General features: G+C 57.1%; 18 protein-coding genes. 12 read left to right on the forward strand and 6 right to left on the reverse strand.

Features of this window, described 5'->3' with window-relative positions; genetic code table 11:
• The first annotated feature begins 84 nt into the window (after positions 1 to 84).
• The 3 genes from AC2TCY_RS02535 to smpB all read left to right on the forward strand — a co-directional run bounded on the left by AC2TCY_RS02535 (position 85) and on the right by smpB (position 1,733).
• On the forward strand, positions 85 to 498 hold the full coding sequence (locus AC2TCY_RS02535; protein WP_480845251.1) for a c-type cytochrome: 414 nt from the start codon (positions 85 to 87) through the stop codon (positions 496 to 498).
• Positions 499 to 655: 157 nt separating this feature from the next.
• Positions 656 to 1,198, forward strand: coding sequence for an isopentenyl-diphosphate Delta-isomerase (gene idi, locus AC2TCY_RS02540; protein ID WP_480845252.1), 543 nt, complete (start codon positions 656 to 658; stop codon positions 1,196 to 1,198).
• Between the two features lie 58 nt (positions 1,199 to 1,256).
• On the forward strand, positions 1,257 to 1,733 hold the full coding sequence (smpB, locus tag AC2TCY_RS02545; RefSeq protein WP_480845254.1) for an SsrA-binding protein SmpB: 477 nt from the start codon (positions 1,257 to 1,259) through the stop codon (positions 1,731 to 1,733).
• On the opposite strand, the gene glpK is transcribed toward smpB, so the two are convergent.
• The 3 genes from glpK to panB form a co-directional block, all read right to left on the reverse strand.
• On the reverse strand, positions 1,730 to 3,208 hold the full coding sequence (gene glpK, locus AC2TCY_RS02550) for a glycerol kinase GlpK (RefSeq protein ID WP_480845256.1): 1,479 nt from the start codon (positions 3,206 to 3,208) through the stop codon (positions 1,730 to 1,732). The two genes, smpB and glpK, sit on opposite strands and share 4 nt — an antisense overlap.
• A 70-nt stretch (positions 3,209 to 3,278) precedes the next feature.
• A complete protein-coding gene (gene panC / locus AC2TCY_RS02555) occupies positions 3,279 to 4,130 on the reverse strand; it encodes a pantoate--beta-alanine ligase (protein WP_480845257.1) in 852 nt (283 codons plus the stop codon).
• Positions 4,127 to 4,966, reverse strand: a complete 840-nt coding sequence (gene panB / locus AC2TCY_RS02560; RefSeq protein WP_480845258.1) for a 3-methyl-2-oxobutanoate hydroxymethyltransferase — start codon at positions 4,964 to 4,966, stop codon at positions 4,127 to 4,129. Before panB ends, panC begins: the two co-directional genes overlap by 4 nt.
• Before the next feature lie 170 nt (positions 4,967 to 5,136).
• Here panB and AC2TCY_RS02565 point away from each other — a divergent pair, with 170 nt between their 5' ends.
• The 6 genes from AC2TCY_RS02565 (at position 5,137) to AC2TCY_RS02590 (ending at position 12,639) form a co-directional block, all read left to right on the forward strand.
• Positions 5,137 to 6,624: an ABC transporter substrate-binding protein gene (locus AC2TCY_RS02565; RefSeq protein ID WP_480845259.1), complete on the forward strand. Its 1,488-nt coding sequence runs from the start codon at positions 5,137 to 5,139 to the stop codon at positions 6,622 to 6,624.
• A 63-nt stretch (positions 6,625 to 6,687) separates the two neighbouring features.
• Positions 6,688 to 7,758, forward strand: coding sequence for a ligand-gated ion channel (locus AC2TCY_RS02570; RefSeq protein ID WP_480845260.1), 1,071 nt, complete (start codon positions 6,688 to 6,690; stop codon positions 7,756 to 7,758).
• Positions 7,759 to 7,798: 40 nt separating this feature from the next.
• On the forward strand, positions 7,799 to 8,746 hold the full coding sequence (locus AC2TCY_RS02575; protein WP_480845261.1) for an ABC transporter permease: 948 nt from the start codon (positions 7,799 to 7,801) through the stop codon (positions 8,744 to 8,746).
• Positions 8,743 to 9,558, forward strand: coding sequence for an ABC transporter permease (locus AC2TCY_RS02580; protein WP_480845262.1), 816 nt, complete (start codon positions 8,743 to 8,745; stop codon positions 9,556 to 9,558). The genes AC2TCY_RS02575 and AC2TCY_RS02580 overlap by 4 nt, the downstream gene beginning before the upstream one ends.
• On the forward strand, positions 9,555 to 11,174 hold the full coding sequence (locus tag AC2TCY_RS02585) for an ABC transporter ATP-binding protein (RefSeq protein ID WP_480845263.1): 1,620 nt from the start codon (positions 9,555 to 9,557) through the stop codon (positions 11,172 to 11,174). Before AC2TCY_RS02580 ends, AC2TCY_RS02585 begins: the two co-directional genes overlap by 4 nt.
• 13 nt (positions 11,175 to 11,187) lie before the next feature.
• Positions 11,188 to 12,639 carry an aldehyde dehydrogenase family protein gene (locus AC2TCY_RS02590; RefSeq protein WP_480845264.1) on the forward strand — a complete coding sequence of 484 codons (1,452 nt, stop codon included), beginning with the start codon at positions 11,188 to 11,190 and terminating at the stop codon, positions 12,637 to 12,639.
• A gap of 3 nt (positions 12,640 to 12,642) precedes the next feature.
• Here AC2TCY_RS02590 and pncB read toward each other — a convergent pair whose 3' ends face one another.
• On the reverse strand, positions 12,643 to 13,935 hold the full coding sequence (gene pncB, locus AC2TCY_RS02595; RefSeq protein ID WP_480845265.1) for a nicotinate phosphoribosyltransferase: 1,293 nt from the start codon (positions 13,933 to 13,935) through the stop codon (positions 12,643 to 12,645).
• A gap of 165 nt (positions 13,936 to 14,100) precedes the next feature.
• Here pncB and AC2TCY_RS02600 point away from each other — a divergent pair, with 165 nt between their 5' ends.
• Entirely contained in the window at positions 14,101 to 14,634 is a 534-nt protein-coding gene (locus AC2TCY_RS02600; protein ID WP_480845266.1) for a hypothetical protein, read from the forward strand.
• 3 nt (positions 14,635 to 14,637) lie between these two features.
• Here the strand turns inward: AC2TCY_RS02600 and pncA are convergent, their stop codons facing one another.
• Positions 14,638 to 15,231 (reverse strand): bifunctional nicotinamidase/pyrazinamidase, encoded by a 594-nt coding sequence (gene pncA, locus AC2TCY_RS02605; protein WP_480845267.1) that lies wholly within the window; start codon positions 15,229 to 15,231, stop codon positions 14,638 to 14,640.
• A gap of 96 nt (positions 15,232 to 15,327) precedes the next feature.
• Here pncA and trhO point away from each other — a divergent pair, with 96 nt between their 5' ends.
• Together trhO and AC2TCY_RS02615 are read left to right on the forward strand one after the other, a co-directional pair.
• The gene (gene trhO / locus AC2TCY_RS02610) at positions 15,328 to 16,233 is read left to right on the forward strand and encodes an oxygen-dependent tRNA uridine(34) hydroxylase TrhO (protein WP_480845268.1); all 906 of its coding nucleotides are present in this window, start codon (positions 15,328 to 15,330) and stop codon (positions 16,231 to 16,233) included.
• Positions 16,234 to 16,298: 65 nt separating this feature from the next.
• Entirely contained in the window at positions 16,299 to 16,799 is a 501-nt protein-coding gene (locus tag AC2TCY_RS02615) for an ion channel (protein ID WP_480845270.1), read from the forward strand.
• Between the two features lie 15 nt (positions 16,800 to 16,814).
• On the opposite strand, the gene AC2TCY_RS02620 is transcribed toward AC2TCY_RS02615, so the two are convergent.
• Complete coding sequence (locus AC2TCY_RS02620) at positions 16,815 to 17,144, reverse strand: hypothetical protein (RefSeq protein WP_480845271.1); 330 nt, start codon at positions 17,142 to 17,144, stop codon at positions 16,815 to 16,817.
• Positions 17,145 to 17,530: the final 386 nt, after the last annotated feature.

The following is a 17,530-nucleotide window of genomic DNA, read 5'->3' on the forward strand; positions in this document are numbered from 1 at the left end:
GCCTTCGCGCGGCAATCTGCGCGTTGACTCTTTCATGCGCCGGAGTTCCATTCGGGGCAGCCAATTCGTATCGGAGCAAAATCTATGAATCGCATCCTCGCAACAGCACTTGTCAGCCTGTTGGCCGTTCCCGCCTATGCCGAAGGTGATGCCGAGGCCGGCAAGAAGACTTTCAACAAGTGCAAGTCCTGCCACATGATCGCCGACCCTGCGGGTGAGGCTATCGTCAAAGGCGGTAAAACTGGTCCAAACCTCTATGGAATCGCCGGGCGTACCGCGGGCACTGTGGAAGGCTTTAAATACGGTGACAGCATCGTTGCTGCCGGTGAAAACGGCCTGGTTTGGGACGAAACCACTTTTGTTGAATACGCTCAGGATCCCAAAACGTTCCTGAAGACATATCTGGACGACACCGCAGCCAAATCCAAGATGACCTTCAAACTTAAGAAGGGTGGCGAAGACGTTTACGCCTATATCGTGAGCGTTTCCGGCGAATAACGCCTACTGCCAAACCGTGAGATTATGTACAAAAGGCCGCAGCCCCTGCGGCCTTTCGTGCGCTTGATCAGGGGATCGATCAGGGTCACCTTGGGGGAAAACCGGTACCTGGTGGAATACCTGTGCGAACCGCCCCACCGGCAACAGGAGACGACAGATGGGAATCATGATCCCGGCCTGGGTCGAGGGCAAGCTTGCGCCCGTCGACAAACTTGAAGCACATGAAAAAGGTCTCAAGCACAAGGCGGTCTCGGTCTTTGTCGTGCGGGGGACCGAAATTCTGATGCAGCGCCGGGCGCTGGGCAAATACCATACGCCGGGTCTGTGGGCGAACACGTGCTGTACGCATCCCGACTGGGACGAAAACGCTTCTGCCTGCGCTGTACGGCGCCTGCAGGAAGAACTGGGTATCAAGGGTCTGTACCCCGAGTACCGGCATCGTCTGGAATACCACGCAGATGTGGGCAACGGCATGGTCGAGAATGAAGTGGTCGATGTTTTTCTGGCCCACGCACGTGGCCCGTTGGAGATTACGCCCAACCCTGACGAAGTCATGGATATCCGCTGGGTCGACTATCACGATCTGCTGGCCGAGGTTCAGCGTCACCCGGATCGGTTCACGCCGTGGCTCAAGATCTATCTGCACAACCACGCCGACACGATTTTCGGCCCGGATCTGATCATTTCCGCCAAAACATGAGGTGCAGGGTGAAACCCTGCCTTGCAAGGGCCACGCAAGCCGCCTAAATCTTCGCGTCATGGCCAAGCAGAAGACAGATCCGAATTACAAGGTAATCGCCGAGAACCGGCGCGCCCGCTTCGATTACGCAATCGAGGACGACCTCGAGTGCGGCATCGTGCTGGAAGGGTCAGAGGTCAAATCCCTGCGTGCGGGTGGTTCGAACATTGCCGACAGCTACGCCTCGGTCGAGAACGGAGAGCTTTGGTTGGTTAACAGCTATATCGCGCCTTATGAACAGGCCAAGGTGTTCAAGCACGAGGAGCGCCGCCGCCGCAAGCTATTGGTGTCGCGCAAAGATTTGTCGAATCTTTGGAACGCGACCCAGCGCAAGGGCATGACGCTGGTGCCGCTGGTTTTGTATTTCAACCACAAGGGCCTGGCCAAGGTGAAGATCGGGATCGCCAAGGGTAAGAAAACCCATGACAAACGCGAAACCCAAGCCAAGCGCGACTGGTCACGGCAAAAGCAGCGTCTGATGAAGGACCACAGTTAAAACGCCATCGCCGCCTGCACCGCGCGTTGCCAGCGGGCATAGGCGGCGTCGCGGTCTTCATCGCCTTGGTTAGGCTCGAATCTCCGATCCAGTTCCCATGTTTCGGCAAATCCGGCCTGATCCGGGTAGACGCCGGCCTTCATCCCTGCCAGCCATGCCGCGCCAAGGGCAGTGGTTTCCTGCATCACTGGTCGGTCTACAGGAGCGCCCAGGCAGTTTGACAGCCCCTGCATGGTCCAGTCGGATGCGCTCATCCCGCCATCCACGCGCAGGATGACATCGGCCTCGGCGCCCCAGTCGCCTTGCATGGCGTGCCAAAGGTCGCGGGTTTGGAACGCGATGCTTTCAAGTGTGGCCCGTGCGATCTCGGCCCGGCCCGAGTTCCGTGTCAGCCCGAACATGGCGCCCCGGCAATCGGGTTTCCAATAGGGCGCGCCGAGCCCAGTAAAGGCCGGAACCAGCACAACGTGTTGTGTTGGATCAGCTTGCGCAGCCAGATCGCCGCTCTGCGGGGCCGCATCGATAATTTGCACCGCATCGCGGAGCCATTGCACTGCAGCACCGGCAATAAAAATCGACCCCTCCAGCGCATAGGTGCGCTGTCCGTCCAGTTGATAGGCAATCGTGGTCAAAAGGCGGTTCTTGGACAGAACGGGCTGTTTGCCTGTGTTCAGCAGTGCAAAACACCCGGTACCATAGGTTGATTTCATCATCCCCGGCTGGAAACAGGCCTGTCCGATGGTTGCGGCCTGTTGATCTCCGGCAACGCCCAGAATTGGGATGGCCCCACCCAACAGGCCGGTCTGCCCGAAATCAGACGCGCAATCGTGCACTTGGGGTAGCACAGACATCGGGATGTCGAGCAGATTGCAAATCTCAGCGCTCCAATCGCCTTTGTGAATATCATACAGCAACGTTCGGGCCGCGTTGGTCGCATCCGTGGCGTGCACGCGGCCTTCGGTCAGCCGCCAGATCAGGAACGTGTCGATGGTACCGAAAAGCAGCTCTCCGGTGATGGCGCGTTCGCGGGCGCCGGGGACGGTGTCCAGCAGCCATTTGACCTTGGTCCCCGAGAAGTAGGGATCCAGAAGAAGCCCGGTTTGCGCAGTCACGTCATCCTCGCATCCGGCTTGTCGGAAATGCGAACAGATGTCGGCGGTACGGCGATCCTGCCAGACGATTGCGTTGTGGATGGCTTTGCCTGTCGCCTTGTCCCACATAACGGTAGTTTCGCGCTGGTTGGTTATGCCGATGCCGGCGATCTGCTGGGCTGAGACGCCAGTGTTATCCATCACCTCGCGGCAGACGGTCAGAACGCTGTCCCAAATGTCTTCGACGTCGTGTTCCACCCAACCTTCCTGAGGGAAATGCTGAGGGAACTCTCGCTGAGCCGTTCCAACGCGCTGCATCTGCGCGTCAAACAGAATGGCGCGTGACGACGTGGTGCCTTGATCGATTGCCAAAACATAGGTCATGCCTGCGCTCCTCCTCGTTTCGTTTTGCAGGACTTTAGCGCAAACAGCTGAGCGCGGACCAGAGCGGATTTCAGGCAGGTGTTACCGGTATATTGTCAATCAGACGGACCCCGTCCGCCCAGGCCGTGACAAACAGCCGTGCCGGACGAGAAGCAGCTGAAAGCGCCTCTAGCGTTTCGGCGCAGCGCAGATCGATGTATTCGACTTCGGTAAACCCAACTGCGATCAAATCGGCCTCGGCCTTTTGCGCCAGTAAGGGGAATGCTTCGCCCGCCGTCAATCGGGCGGCAACATCCCGCATGATTTCGCTTTTCTTTGCGGCAACTTTTAACCCGTCGGGTGACAGCAGAAGATTTCGGGACGACATGGCCAGTCCTGAAGGTTCACGTACGGTCGGGCAGCCAATCACTTCGATGGGGATGTTGAGATCGCGGGCCATTCGGCGGACGACCAGCAGCTGCTGATAGTCTTTTTCCCCGAAATAGGCTCGATTAGCCTGGGTCTGCAGGAACAGTTTGGCTACCACGGTGGCCACTCCGTCAAAGTGGCCTGGGCGGAATGGCCCTTCCATTACATCAGTCAGGCCAGAGACGAGAACTGTCGTCGAGAAACCTTCGGGATACATCTCTTCCGGGTCGGGAACATAGATCGCATCCACGCCGTAAGGGGTCAGCTTTTCCGCGTCGTCCAACTCGGTCCGGGGATACTTGGCAAGATCCTCGGGGTTGTTGAACTGCTTGGGATTCACAAAGATCGTGACGATCACGCGATCGCAATTCGCCTTGGCAGCCTCGACCAGTGACAGATGCCCTTGATGCAAAGCGCCCATCGTCGGCACAACGCCGATCACCGCATCCTTGCGATGCCATTGAGAGGTAAGCGCACGCAGATCGGCCAGGCGCCGTAGGATCGGTGCGGTCATGTTTTACGTCCCTTGGCCGGGGCCTGATCCGCAAAGACATGCTCGTCTGCCGGGAAATTGCGGGCGCGAACCTCGGTTGCATATTCGGCGATAGCTGCTTCCGCCTGCAGGCCCAGATCGGCATAACGTTTGACAAATTTTGGTTTGAATGCGGTGAAAAAGCCCAGCATGTCGTCCACGACCAAAATTTGCCCGTCGCATCCAGCCGAGGCACCGATACCGATGGTCGGAATCGCGACCTCGGCGGTAATGCGGTCGGCCAGAACCTGCGGGACCTTTTCCAATACGACCGAAAACGCGCCGGCCTCAGCCACGGCGCGAGCATCCGCCATCACAGCCTCGGCCTGCTCGTCGCGGCCCTGAACCTTATAGCCACCCAAAGTGTTGATCGATTGCGGCGTCAGCCCGATATGCGCCATTACCGGGATGCCGCGCTTGACCAGAAAACGGATCGTCTCGGCCATTTCGACCCCGCCTTCCAGCTTTACGGCACCTGCGCCGGTTTCCGACATCAGACGGGCTGCATTTCGGAAAGCGCCCGAGGCGTCGTGTTCGTAGCTGGCAAAGGGCATGTCGATAATCATCATCGCCTTGTCCAGACCGCGTGCTACAGCCTGACCGTGCATAATCATCATTTCCATGGTCACGCCCAGGGTCGACGTCATGCCATGCAGCACCATGCCGACACTGTCGCCCACCAATACGAAATCGCAATGAGCGTCCATCACCCGTGCCATCGGTGTCGTGTAAGCGGTCAGACTGACCAGAGGTTCAGTGCCTTTTCGGGCGCGGATATCCTCGGCGTTCGGGGCTTTTTTGCGGGCGGTGGCGCTCATACTCGCTCCTGCGGGGTCCATGTTGCAGTGCGGCATAGCAGATTGCGACCGGCCATAGAAACCCCGGTTGCGCGAACATTTCCTTGAATGACCCAAGGTTTAAAGGGACATTGGTACGAGAAAAGCCTGCAAATCAGCCGGCGCGTAATTTCAATAAGGGAGAGTTTTTCATGACAATGCAGGTGTTTCGGCCCTTTGCATCCGCACTGGCGCTTGGCGCAAGTCTGTTCGCATCGCAGGCTTTGGCCAAATCCGACATTACGATTGCGATGCAACTCGAGCCGCCACATTTGGACCCGACCAGCGCGGCCGCACAGGCCATCGATTCGGTTGTCTACACCAACATTTTCGAAGGCCTGACCCGATTCATGGGCGATGGTTCAGTTGTTCCGGGTTTGGCTGAGAGCTGGGAAATATCTGACGATGGCACCGTCTATACGTTCAATCTACGTGACGGTGTGACTTTCCATGATGGCACCACCATGGATGCCGAGGACGTCAAGTTCAGTCTAGATCGCGCCATAGCGGAAGATAGCGCCAACGCTCAGAAAGCACTGTTCGCGGGAATCCAGAGTGTCGAAGCTGTCGATCCGCTGACTGTCAAAGTGACCCTGTCCGAGCCTAACGGAAATTTCCTGTTCAACATGGCCTGGGGGGACGCAGTTATCGTCGCCTCCGAGAGCATCGATAATATCAAGACCAACCCGGTTGGAACAGGCGCTTTTACCTTTGGCAATTGGGTTCAGGGCGACAGCATTACTCTGAACCGCAACCCGGACTACTGGGGTGATCTACCCGCGCTAGAGACGGCAACGTTCAAATTCATATCGGACCCTACCGCCGCCTTTGCCGCAATGATGGCCGAGGATATTGACGCGTTCGACAATTTTCCTGCACCGGAAAACCTGCCTCAGTTCGAGGCCGATCCTCGTTTTCAGGTGCTCGTCGGGTCCACCGAAGGTGAGACGATCCTGTCAACCAACAACAAGCAGGCCCCGTTCGACGACATCCTTGTTCGTCAGGCAGTGGCCCATGCGATTGATCGGCAGGCCATCATCGACGGCGCCATGTTCGGATATGGCACCCCGATTGGTACGCATTTTGCGCCCCACAACCCGGCCTATGTCGATCTGACCGGGCAGTCCGCCTACGATCCTGAAAAGGCCCGTGCGTTATTGACCGAAGCCGGGCTTGCCGAAGGTTTCGAAACCACGCTGCACCTGCCACCGCCTTCTTACGCGCGCCGTGGAGGAGAGATCATCGCGGCTCAGCTGGCCGATGTCGGCATCAAGGCCGAGATCATCAATGTCGAATGGGCGCAATGGCTGGAATCGGTGTTCAAGGGCAAGGATTTCGGCCTGACCATCGTCAGCCATACCGAACCGATGGATATCGGCATCTATGCGCGGCCTGACTATTATTTTCAGTATGACAGCACTGATTTTCAGGCTCTGATGGATACTCTGAATTCCACAACAGACCCTGAGGAACGGTCCAGACTGCTGGGCGAAGCACAGCGGTTGATCTCGACCGATTACGTCAACGGATACCTTTTCCAGTTGGCCAAATTAGGCGTGGCTAAGGCGGGCGTTCAGGGTCTTTGGGAAAACGCGCCCACCGCGGCAATAGACCTGACAGCAATCAGCTGGTCCGAATAACAAAAAAAGTCGGGGCCGCAGCCTGCGGCCCCGGCCAGTTCCCGTTTTAGTGTAAGCCTGGTTATGACCGTGTTCCGTGTCCTTATTCTGTTTGTTTTCACAGTTTGCCTTACTTTCGTATCTGTTGGGCAGACAGCAGCCCAGAACGTTCTCGACAGCCGATTGGACGCATTGGTTGGGACCCCAGAGAACCCCCTGGACGTTGGCATAGGCATAAAGATCGACCAGATCACCAGCGTTGACCAAAAGGCTGAAAACTACGGTGCCGTTGTTGTGCTGCGGGTCGAATGGACCGACCCTGCACTGGCGTTTGACGCGCAAGAGCTGGGGCGTGACATCAAGGTCTTCAACCCACCAGCGCTTGCGGATCACGCCGCTGAAATCGGCACTGTGCTGCCTGCTTTCGTCATCCACAATCAGCAATCGAATAAGTGGATTCATGAATCTGCGGCTTCTCTGCGGTCTAACGGGAAAGTTGTGTATGTCGAGAAATCTTCGCTGACATTGCAGGCACCGCATTTTGATTTTCGTAAGTACCCTTTCGATACGCAGGAGTTCCATTTTGACGTCGTGTCGATCTTCCCATCCGACTACGTGTCCTATTACCCGCTGGATGAATTCTCGGGCCTTGGCGATCTGCTGGGCGAGGAAGAATGGATTCTGGACAATGCTCGGGTAGAGGCTTCCAGTGTTGTCGGCTTGTCCGGCCGGGAAAGTGATCAAGTTGCCCTGATCTTCGACGGTAACCGCCACCTGACCTATTACGTTATTCGGGTGTTTCTGCCGATGCTGGTTCTGATAACGGTCGGCTGGGCGCTGTTTTTCCTTGATGAATACCGGAGGCGTATCGAAATCGCAGGGGGCAACCTGCTGGTTTTCGTGGCGTTTAACTGGGCGATCTCCGCCGATCTGCCGAAACTGGGCTATCTGACGTTTCTGGATTTCATCCTGCAATGCATGTTTCTGATGACGGGGGCACTGATTGTTTTCAATGTCGCCCTGCGCAAGCTCAAGGTATCCGGGCGCGAAGGAGCGGCCAGACTATTGGACAATTACGCGATCAAGTGGATTTACCCACTGGGGTACGCCGCAATCGTCGGGTACGCGGTTTTTGCCTATCTTCTGGTGCCTTAGATGCTGGACCCGCGCGGTATGTGCGCCTAACGTCTGAACCATGCTCCGCTATGCCCTCAAACGCCTGATATCGCTGGTGATCAGCCTGATTGTCGCTTCGGTGGTAATCTTTGCAGTTATAGAAGTTGCTCCGGGTGATCCGGCGTCGTTCATGCTGGGTGTAAATGCGCAGGCGGATACTCTGGCGGCGTTGAGGGCCGAGCTCGGATTGGACGTGTCCAAAATGCAGCGATACTTCAACTGGGTTGGCGGGATGATGGTCGGAGATTTTGGCACTTCTTATACCTATCGCACACCGGTGTCGCAGATGATCGCCGACCGCTTGTGGGTATCTTTGCCGCTCGCACTTTACGCGTTGACTCTATCGACTCTGATCGCCTTCCCAGCTGGGATCTACGCTGCCGCCCGCCGCGGCAAACCGGGGGATCTGGCGGTTATGGGCGCGACGCAGCTGGGCATCGCAGTCCCGAATTTCTGGTTTGCCATGATGTTGGTGCTGATCTTTGCCATCAACCTGCGCTGGTTCAATGCTGGCGGCTTTACCGGCTGGGAAACGGGGATCTGGACCGGGCTGCACTCTCTGACCTTGCCAGCCATCGCGCTGGCCCTGCCGCAAGCCGCCATTCTGGCGCGTGTCATGCGGTCGGCCCTGCTGGATATACTGGGCGAGGATTTCATGCGTACCGCCCGTGCCAAGGGTCTCAACCGCCGACAGGCGCTCTGGCGGCACGGGGTACGCAATGCGTTGATCCCGGTTCTGACTATCATCGGGTTGCAGTTTTCCTTCCTGTTGGCGGGCTCGATCATCATCGAGCAGGTGTTCTACCTGCCCGGCCTTGGGCGGTTGGTGTTTCAGGCCATTTCTGCCCGCGACTTGATCGTGGTCGAGTCGGTCGTCATGCTGCTTGTCTTTGCCGTCATCACCGTTAATTTTCTGGTCGATCTGGCCTATGCCGCAGTTGATCCCAGGCTAAGGAGCAGGACATGAGCCGTAACCTGATCCTTGGCGCGTGCCTGTCTTCGCTGGTTCTGCTGGCTGCATTGGTGTCGTTTGTCTGGACGCCCTACGACTATGCCGCGCTGAACATCCCGGCCAAGTTGCAACCACCCAACGCGCAGCACTGGTTCGGAACGGATCATTTCGGGCGCGATATGTTTTCGATGATCATGGTGGGTGCGCGGACGTCGATTGCGGTTGCTCTGGTCGCTGTCGGGATCGGTATGGCGCTGGGCGTGCCGTTGGGTCTGACCGCGGCGGCGCGTAAGGGCGCTTGGGTGGACGAGGTAATTATGCGCGGCAACGATCTGGTTTTCGCTTTCCCTTCGCTGGTCATCGCCATCCTGATTACAGCGGTCTTCGGTGCTGGCGCGATCAACGCCATCATCGCCATCGGTATTTTCAACATCCCTGTCTTCGCTCGCATCACGCGCGGCGCAGCGCTGTCATTGTGGGAGCGTGAATACATTCTTGCCGCCCGTGTCGCGGGTAAGGGAGCGGCGCGGATATCGGCAGAGCACATCCTGCCCAATGTGGCAAACCTGCTGATCGTACAGGGAACGATTCAGTTTTCGCTGGGAATCCTGGCCGAAGCTGGCCTTTCCTATGTGGGCTTAGGTGCGCAACCCCCGACGCCTAGCTGGGGTCGAATGTTGGCCGACGCGCAGACAATGGTCAGTTTTGCCCCGCATTTGGCTCTGATTCCGGGTTTAGCCATCATCGTGACAGTGCTGGGCCTGAACCTGTTGGGAGATGGTCTGCGAGACTGGCTGGACCCGCGCATCAGGGTGGCCCGCGCATGAGTTTGCTGCAGATCGATAACCTTTCGCTGACGATTCACGGGGCGCCAATTCTCAAACGGGTCAGCCTGGCGATTGAACCGGGGCAGATCACCGCTGTGACGGGGGAAAGCGGGTCGGGCAAGTCGATGACCGCGCTGGCTGTCATGCAGCTGTTACCAAGCGGAGCAGAGCCTTGCGGAGCCATTTTGTTGGATGGCATCGACTTGCTGGACTGTTCTGAATCACAGATGTGTGCTCTGCGCGGCGCGTCGATCGGGATGGTGTTCCAAGAGCCGATGACCGCCCTGAACCCGGTCAAGACGATAGGGGATCAGGTAACCGAAACCATCTTGATTCATAAAGCCATGCCGCCGCCCGAGGCGCGTTTGCGCGCGCAGGAGGTTCTGACCCGGGTCGGCATGCCCCCCCACAAGTTCCCGCTGTCCCGCTACCCTCATGAACTATCCGGCGGTCAACGCCAGCGTGTCGTGATCGCAATGGCCATTGCTTTGCGCCCACGGCTGCTGATCGCGGATGAGCCGACCACGGCCTTGGACGTGACAACACAGGCTCAAATCCTGGACCTGCTGAAGGGGCTGGTTCGTGAATATGGTATGGGCTTGCTGATGATTACTCACGATCTGGCAGTTGTGGCAGACATGGCGGATCAGATCGTCGTCATGCGTCACGGCGAGGTTGTTGAATCAGGTGCGACCGACCATCTGCTGCGGCACATGCAACACCCCTACACCCGAATGCTGTTTGAAGCGTCCAGCCATCAGGTCTCGCTGCCCGAGACATTGAACCCGCGTCCTTTGCTTGAGGTCGCTGATGTTGTCCGTGACTACCGCTTGCCACGCAAGCGCCTGTTTGCTGCGCCAGATCATCACCGCGCTGTGGATCAGGTCAGTTTTACCCTGAACCGGGGCGAACGATTGGGTTTGGTTGGCGAGTCTGGGTGCGGGAAATCGACCCTAACTAGGGCGATTCTGGGATTAGAGGAAGTGCAAGGTGGCAAAATTCTGTTGGACGGGAAGTCTGTATACACTAGTCACAAGCCTGACCTTGCCGTGCGCCGCAAGATGCAGGTGGTGTTTCAGGACCCATTTGGCAGCTTTAACCCTCGACATCGCGTTGCCCGCCTGATTACCGAGCCGTTCCACTTGTTGGAGACCGCTCCGGTTGGTTCAGAACGTCAGGACCGCATAGCAGAAATGCTGACGGCCGTTGGTCTCAACCCGGATGACGCGGGGAAATACATCCACGAGTTTTCAGGTGGTCAGCGTCAGCGTATCGCCATCGCGCGCGCACTGATGATACAGCCGGAACTGATTCTGTTTGACGAAGCGGTCTCTGCACTTGATGTCTCGGTCCGGGCGCAGATATTGGACCTTCTGGTTGAACTCTGTGAAGCTTATGATCTGACCTATCTGTTCATCAGCCATGATCTGAGTGTCGTACGCACAATCACCGATCGCGTTATGGTGATGCAGGCGGGCAAGATCGTGGAACAAGGCGAAACCGAACAGGTCTTTGCGAACCCAAATCATCCCTATACCCAAAAACTGATCAAAGCGGCGCCAACCTTGCCTGATGTCAACCAAGAAATACCGCCAAATCCCAATGTTAGAGCCTAAACAGGAGCATCTCATGTCTCACCCTCTTTGGTTCGATCCCAGCCTGTGCCTGATCGGTGGGGCATGGGTTAAACCCAAGTCCTCTGCGACTCTGCCTTTGGTAAACCCGTCGGATGGAACGGAGATTTGCCAGATTGCGCGTGGCGGGGCAAAGGATGTCGAGTTGGCCGTACATGCTGCCCGATCAGCGCTGGATGGCGAATGGGGTCGTATGAGTGCTTTGGAGCGGGGTCGCGTCCTGTCGCGTCTGGGGCAGCTGGTGCTGGAGCGTGTCGACGACCTGGCTTTGATCGAAGCAATGGATGTCGGCAAACCGCTGACGCAGGCCCGCGCCGACGCGTTGGCATTGGCGCGGTACTGCGAGTTTTACGGGGGTGCCGCAGACAAAGTGATGGGGGAAACGATTCCCTATCTGGATGGGTACACGGTGTACACTCTGCGCGAACCACACGGGGTGACGGGCCATATCGTGCCGTGGAACTATCCGATGCAGATCATCGGCCGCTCGGTCGGGGCGGCGCTGGCGATGGGCAATGCCTGCGTGTTGAAACCAGCTGAAGAGGCTTGTCTTACAGCGTTGGCCTTTGCCCATCTTGCAGTCGAGGCAGGATTGCCTGCTGGTGCGTTGAACGTCGTTCCCGGACTGGGAACTGAGGCAGGCGCGGCTTTGTCGGGGCATCCTGGCGTCAATCATGTCTCTTTCACCGGATCGGTGGCGACGGGCGCGCAGGTTCAGCAGGCGGCGGGGCGCAATGTTATACCGGTAACGCTGGAACTGGGTGGAAAATCGCCACAACTGGTCTTTGACGACGCCGATCTTGAGGCCGCTTTGCCATTTCTGGTGAACGCGGGCATTCAGAATGCGGGGCAAACCTGTTCAGCTTCTTCGCGCATTCTTGTGCAACGCGGCGTGTACGAGCAGATAAAATCAATGATGTCTGAAGCCTATGCGCAACTGACTGTAGGCCCGGCGATTCAGGATCTGCGCGTTGGCCCGCTGATTTCCGAGCGTCAGAAACAGATCGTGACCAGCTTTGTCGAGAAAGGATCCGACCTTACCATAGCCGCACAAGGGCAGATCGTGGAACAGGCTCCGGACGCAGGAGCTTATGTACGCCCGACATTGTTTTCTGATGTCCCGCCCGATCACGTATTGGCAAGGGACGAGGTATTCGGTCCGGTTCAGGTCCTGATACCGTTCGAAACCGAAGATCAGGCTCTAACTATAGCAAATAGTACCGATTATGGCCTGGTCGCCAGTATCTGGACCCGCGCCGGCGCCCGGCAGATGCGGCTGGCGAAACGCCTGCATTCGGGGCAGGTCTTCATCAACAATTACGGTGCAGGCGGCGGTGTTGAGCTGCCTTTTGGTGGTGTCGGAAAATCCGGTCATGGCCGCGAAAAGGGGTTCGAGGCGCTTTATGGTTTTTCTCAGCTAAAAACGGTCGCTGCGTATCATGGGTAGACCTTAGACGATTACTTCGAACGCTTCTTGTTCGCCGACGCCGAACACTTTTTTGTATCGCGCTATCTCGTCAGCCGGCCCCATCGCTTTTTCCGGGTTGTCCGACAGTTTCACGGTCGGGCGGCCATTGGCTGACACTGCCTTGCACACCAGCGAAAACGGCGCGAGCGCATCTTTGGGAACCAGCCCCCTGAAATCATTGGTAAGCAACGTTCCCCAACCAAAGGACACCTTTGTCCGATTGGAGAATTGGGCGTGCAGTTCGCGAATTTTGCCCACGTCCAGGCCGTCCGAGAAGATGATCCGTTTTTGTAGCGGGTCCTCGCCCCGTGAATTCCACCAGTCGATTGCGATTTCTGCACCGGTAGCCGGGTCTCCGCTGTCGATACGGATGCCGGTCCATCCGGCCAGCCAGTCGGGTGCGTTGTCCAGAAAACCCTTGGTGCCGTAGGTATCCGGCAGAATGATACGCAGATTGCCATCATGCTCTTCATGCCAGTCGCTGAGAACGTCATAGGGCGCGCGCTCGAGCTCCGCGTCTGTTTCGGCCAAGGCGGAATAGACCATAGGCAGTTCGTGTGCGTTTGTACCGATTGCCTCGACCTCGCGCCGCATGGCGATCAGGCAATTGGATGTTCCTGTAAAGGCCGATCCCAATCCTTCAATCATCGCCTGCGCGCACCAGTCCTGCCACAGGAAGGAGTGTCGGCGCCGAGTGCCGAAATCCGCGATGCTGAGACCTTCGACATCGCGCAGCTGGTCGATCTTTTCCCAAACCCGTGTCATCGCACGGGCATAGAGTACCTGTAGTTCGAACCTGCGCATGTCGTTCAACACCGCACGTGACCGCAGCTCCATCAGAACGGCCAATGCCGGGATTTCCCACAACATGACTTCGTGCCACTTACCCTCAAAAGTCAGTTCATACTGATCTCCCTTGCGTTCAAGGTGATAGGGCGGAAGGCGCAGATTTTCGAACCACTCCATGAAATCCGAGCGAAACATCTGTCTTTTGCCGTAGAACAAGTTGCCACGCAGCCATGTGCTTTCGCCTCGGCTGAGGCTGAGTGATCGAATGTGGTCAAGCTGTTCGCGCAGCTCTCCTTCGTCGATCAGGTGGGCCAGCGGGACGTGATTCGAACGGTTAATCAGCGAAAAAACAACATCGGTTTGAGGCTTATTTCGAAACACTGACTGGCACATCAGCAGTTTGTAGAAGTCCGTGTCGATTAAAGACCTGATAATTGGGTCTATTTTCCATTTATGATTGTACACACGCGTCGCGATGTCGACCATGAAGAGCTCCTGCGATTTCCGTTGTTAGATCAATCGAAGCGGTGATTGGCAAGAGTCGCCAAATTGGTAACAATGCCAAGGTCAAGTCACATTGCGGGCTTATTATGAGTTCTCTTCACCATTTAGTGAGGGGGTGGGGATGGTAGAAAAGGTTAAGTTTTGTGAATGGGTCTTGAGTACGATTTTGACATAGTTGCGATTGCACCTGACGAAGTTGACCCGGAACATGGGTTTGCGGCCATGACCGGCACGCGACCGGTGCGCGCGTTGTTTCGGGATTTCCACACCGCTCAGGCTTTGCGATCGGCGTCGCCCAAGATTCGCAGGATCTTCCTGGAATCCGGGTTCAGCCTGGAAACGCGCAATGGCGGTGGGCGCCGCGGCTATTACCCGCCCGAAGATTCAGTTGATCGTGATCGCATTCTCAGGCGGTTGTTCACGAATATCAGAAACATGGGCCTGCAGGGTGAATATTGCGGTGAGTTCGATTTCTGGGAGTTCCTGCATCATGTCAGGACTGCAAAGCCTGGTGAGGTGCGTGTAAACGGCAAGCCAGAAAAACTGCCAAAGCTTCAGCAGCCAGTCAGCGCACCGCCAGAGCGCCGGACGGTCGTTGGACGCGTCGGCTTTGCACTGGCGACGGCAGTTATTCTGTTTATAGTTCTGAAATACTTGGCCGAACGCGGCGCGGCGCCTTAACCGCTAAACTAGCGATACACCAGCCGCGCGCATCGCTTGCTCTGCTGCGGCCAGCGACCCGTCCATGTCGATTGCACGGCAGGCGGCCATATTGACCGTCACGTCAAAGCCCAGCAGGGTAGCGTCCACAGCCGAGTAATACACACAGAAGTCGGTGGCCAACCCAACCAGTGTCAGTTGTCGGATTCCGCGCGTATCCAGATAGCCTTTGAGGCCTGTTGGGGTTTCCCTGTCGTTCTCAAAAAACGCGGAATAGCTGTCGATAGCGCTGCGAAACCCTTTTCTCAGGATCAGATCGGCATCCGTGCGAAGGTCTGGGTGGAACGCAGCGCCTTCAGTTCCCTGAACGCAATGGTCGGGCCACAGCACTTGCGGGCCATAGGACATCTCGGTCATCTCAAACGGAGCCTTGCCCGGATGCGAACTTGCGAACGAGGTATGACCCGCCGGGTGCCAGTCCTGCGTCAGGATGACGGCGTCGAACTGGTCCATCATCTCATTGATCGGGGCAACAATCTGATCCCCTCCAGATACGGCCAGGGCTCCGCCGGGGCAGAAGTCATTCTGGACGTCGATAACGATCAGAGCATGGGTCATGGAGGCCTCCTGTATAAGGTCTATCGGTATGGGGAGGGGCAGTGGTCGTCAATCCGCTCTCTTGCGTCTGATCCGCGCGGGTCTTAAATCGCGCCCATGTACATGATTGCCGCACTATACCATTTCACCCGGTTTTCGGACCCTGAAGCTTTGCGTCCCGGGCTGTTGGCCCTGTGTCGCGCGCAGTCCGTCAGGGGCACGCTGCTGTTGGCGCATGAGGGGATCAACGGCACGATAGCCGGCCCACGCGCAGGAGTTGACGCGGTTCTGGCACATATCCGCGCCTTGCCCGGATGCGACGGGTTGGATTGGAAAGAAGCCACTTCCGAACACCCTCCATTCGGCAAGATGAAAGTACGTCTGAAAAAAGAGATCGTAACGATGGGCCAGCCGGATATCGATCCACGCGCCAGCGTAGGCCATTACGTCGAGCCCGAGGACTGGAATGATCTGATCCGCTCGGACGACGTAGTGGTGATCGACACACGTAATAACTATGAAGTGGCCGTTGGCACTTTTGAAGGTGCGATAGATCCTAATACTGGCAGTTTTCGTGAATTCCCCACCTGGTGGGAGGCCAATAAAGACCGGTTTCACAACAAACGTGTCGCCATGTTCTGTACCGGCGGAATACGGTGTGAGAAGTCGACGAACTATCTGCTGGGGCAGGGGGTCGAGGATGTCTATCACCTGAAAGGTGGCATTCTGCGGTATCTCGAGGAAATGCCTGAAGAAGACAGTACGTGGCAAGGCGAGTGCTTCGTGTTCGACAATCGCGTCTCGGTTGGTCATGGCTTGACTGAGGGGCCGCACAAGCTGTGCCATGGCTGCCGTCGTCCGATCCTGCCCGAAGACATGAAACGCTCGGAATACGAGCATGGCGTGTCTTGTCACCAATGCATCAATGAAACCTCCGAGGCGGATAAGATGCGGTTCCGCGAACGGCAAAAGCAAATTCTGTTGGCGCGTTCGCGAGGGAACGAGCATCTGGGTTCGGATTGATTTCGGCTTGCAGGCTGGTGCAGGAAACCGGATGATCCCACGCAAACCAGCATGATGGATCGTTAATGTCCCACGAGCCCAGAACCTTGGAAGAATGGAAATCGACCTTTTTGGCGGCACTCGGGCTGGTTCTGGCCAGTTTTCTTGCGTGGTTCGGGCTGTCGCGGCTTAGCGAAGCCACCGCTGGGGACACGATCGGCACAATCGCCGCGGTGGGTTTGGTAATCTGGATCGTGTCACAGTCCTGGTACTACATGACCCAGGTGGAATCGCCACGACGGCTATTGTTCCTGATGGGAGTGTCCTTCATCCAGGTTGTACCTTTCCTGTTCGCAGCCGTTTATGGCGCGTTCGGGTATAACGAGCATTGTGTCATCGGCGCTCATGGACCGGCCGACATCTTGTATTTCTCGTACGTCACCTTCACCACGGTCGGATATGGCGACATGTCACCTACAGGCTTGTGCCGTGGGTTGGCCGTGGCCGAAGCCGTGACAGGGTATATCCTGCTGGGCATGTTTGTCGCTGCTGCGGTCGCCCTCTACGCTCGCAATCACGGCAAATAAGGCTCTAAACCGGGGCTATTTATTCAGATCGATCCATTGTGACATCATCTGTTTATCGCGAAAACACTCGCTTGGAATCGGGCGGCGTTTGCTGCGGGAAATCCGCTCGGCGAAGGCGACTTGTTTGCCGGTCGGGTAATTGGAAAAGGGCGACGTGTCCTGCGGTTTGTGCGCCGAAATCCAGTCTGACATAGACTTGCGATCGCGCTGCGCCTCGACCGGAATTTCCAGGGCCGATTGTTGTGCGATTGCGCGGGCATATCGCATCTGCCGATCCGTGACCGGAAGAAGGTAGTAATCGTTGCTGGGTGCATCGAACCAGCTTTGACGGGCTGCGTTGGCCATAGCTCGAAAACCTCCGTTCCACCTGCGACACCTTGTGGAACAAATATAGAACATTTTAGGAACTTTTTCAAGATTTCAGCTGGCGGAGGCACTTGTCGCGCCATTCTCAATCCAACTTGTCCCACCGTCACGCGGCCAACAACGGCGCGTTTTCCACGCGCTCAATACCTATCAATGAGTGATCTTCCGATAATTCAACCCACGGTCGGTCATATCTTCGCGCCCGATGGCACAAGCGGCGGTGCTCCGCTCATGGCGCGCTGGGATAGACTGGCAGAACACCCATTCGAAGAAGACCAGCCCGTCGTGTTTGTTTCACTTCCGGCCATTCATGCTCTGTTCCCGACATTTCGCGTCGGGAACAGAGCATCAGTGGGGTGCGGTCT

This window comes from Ruegeria sp. HKCCD7181 (assembly GCF_057221055.1).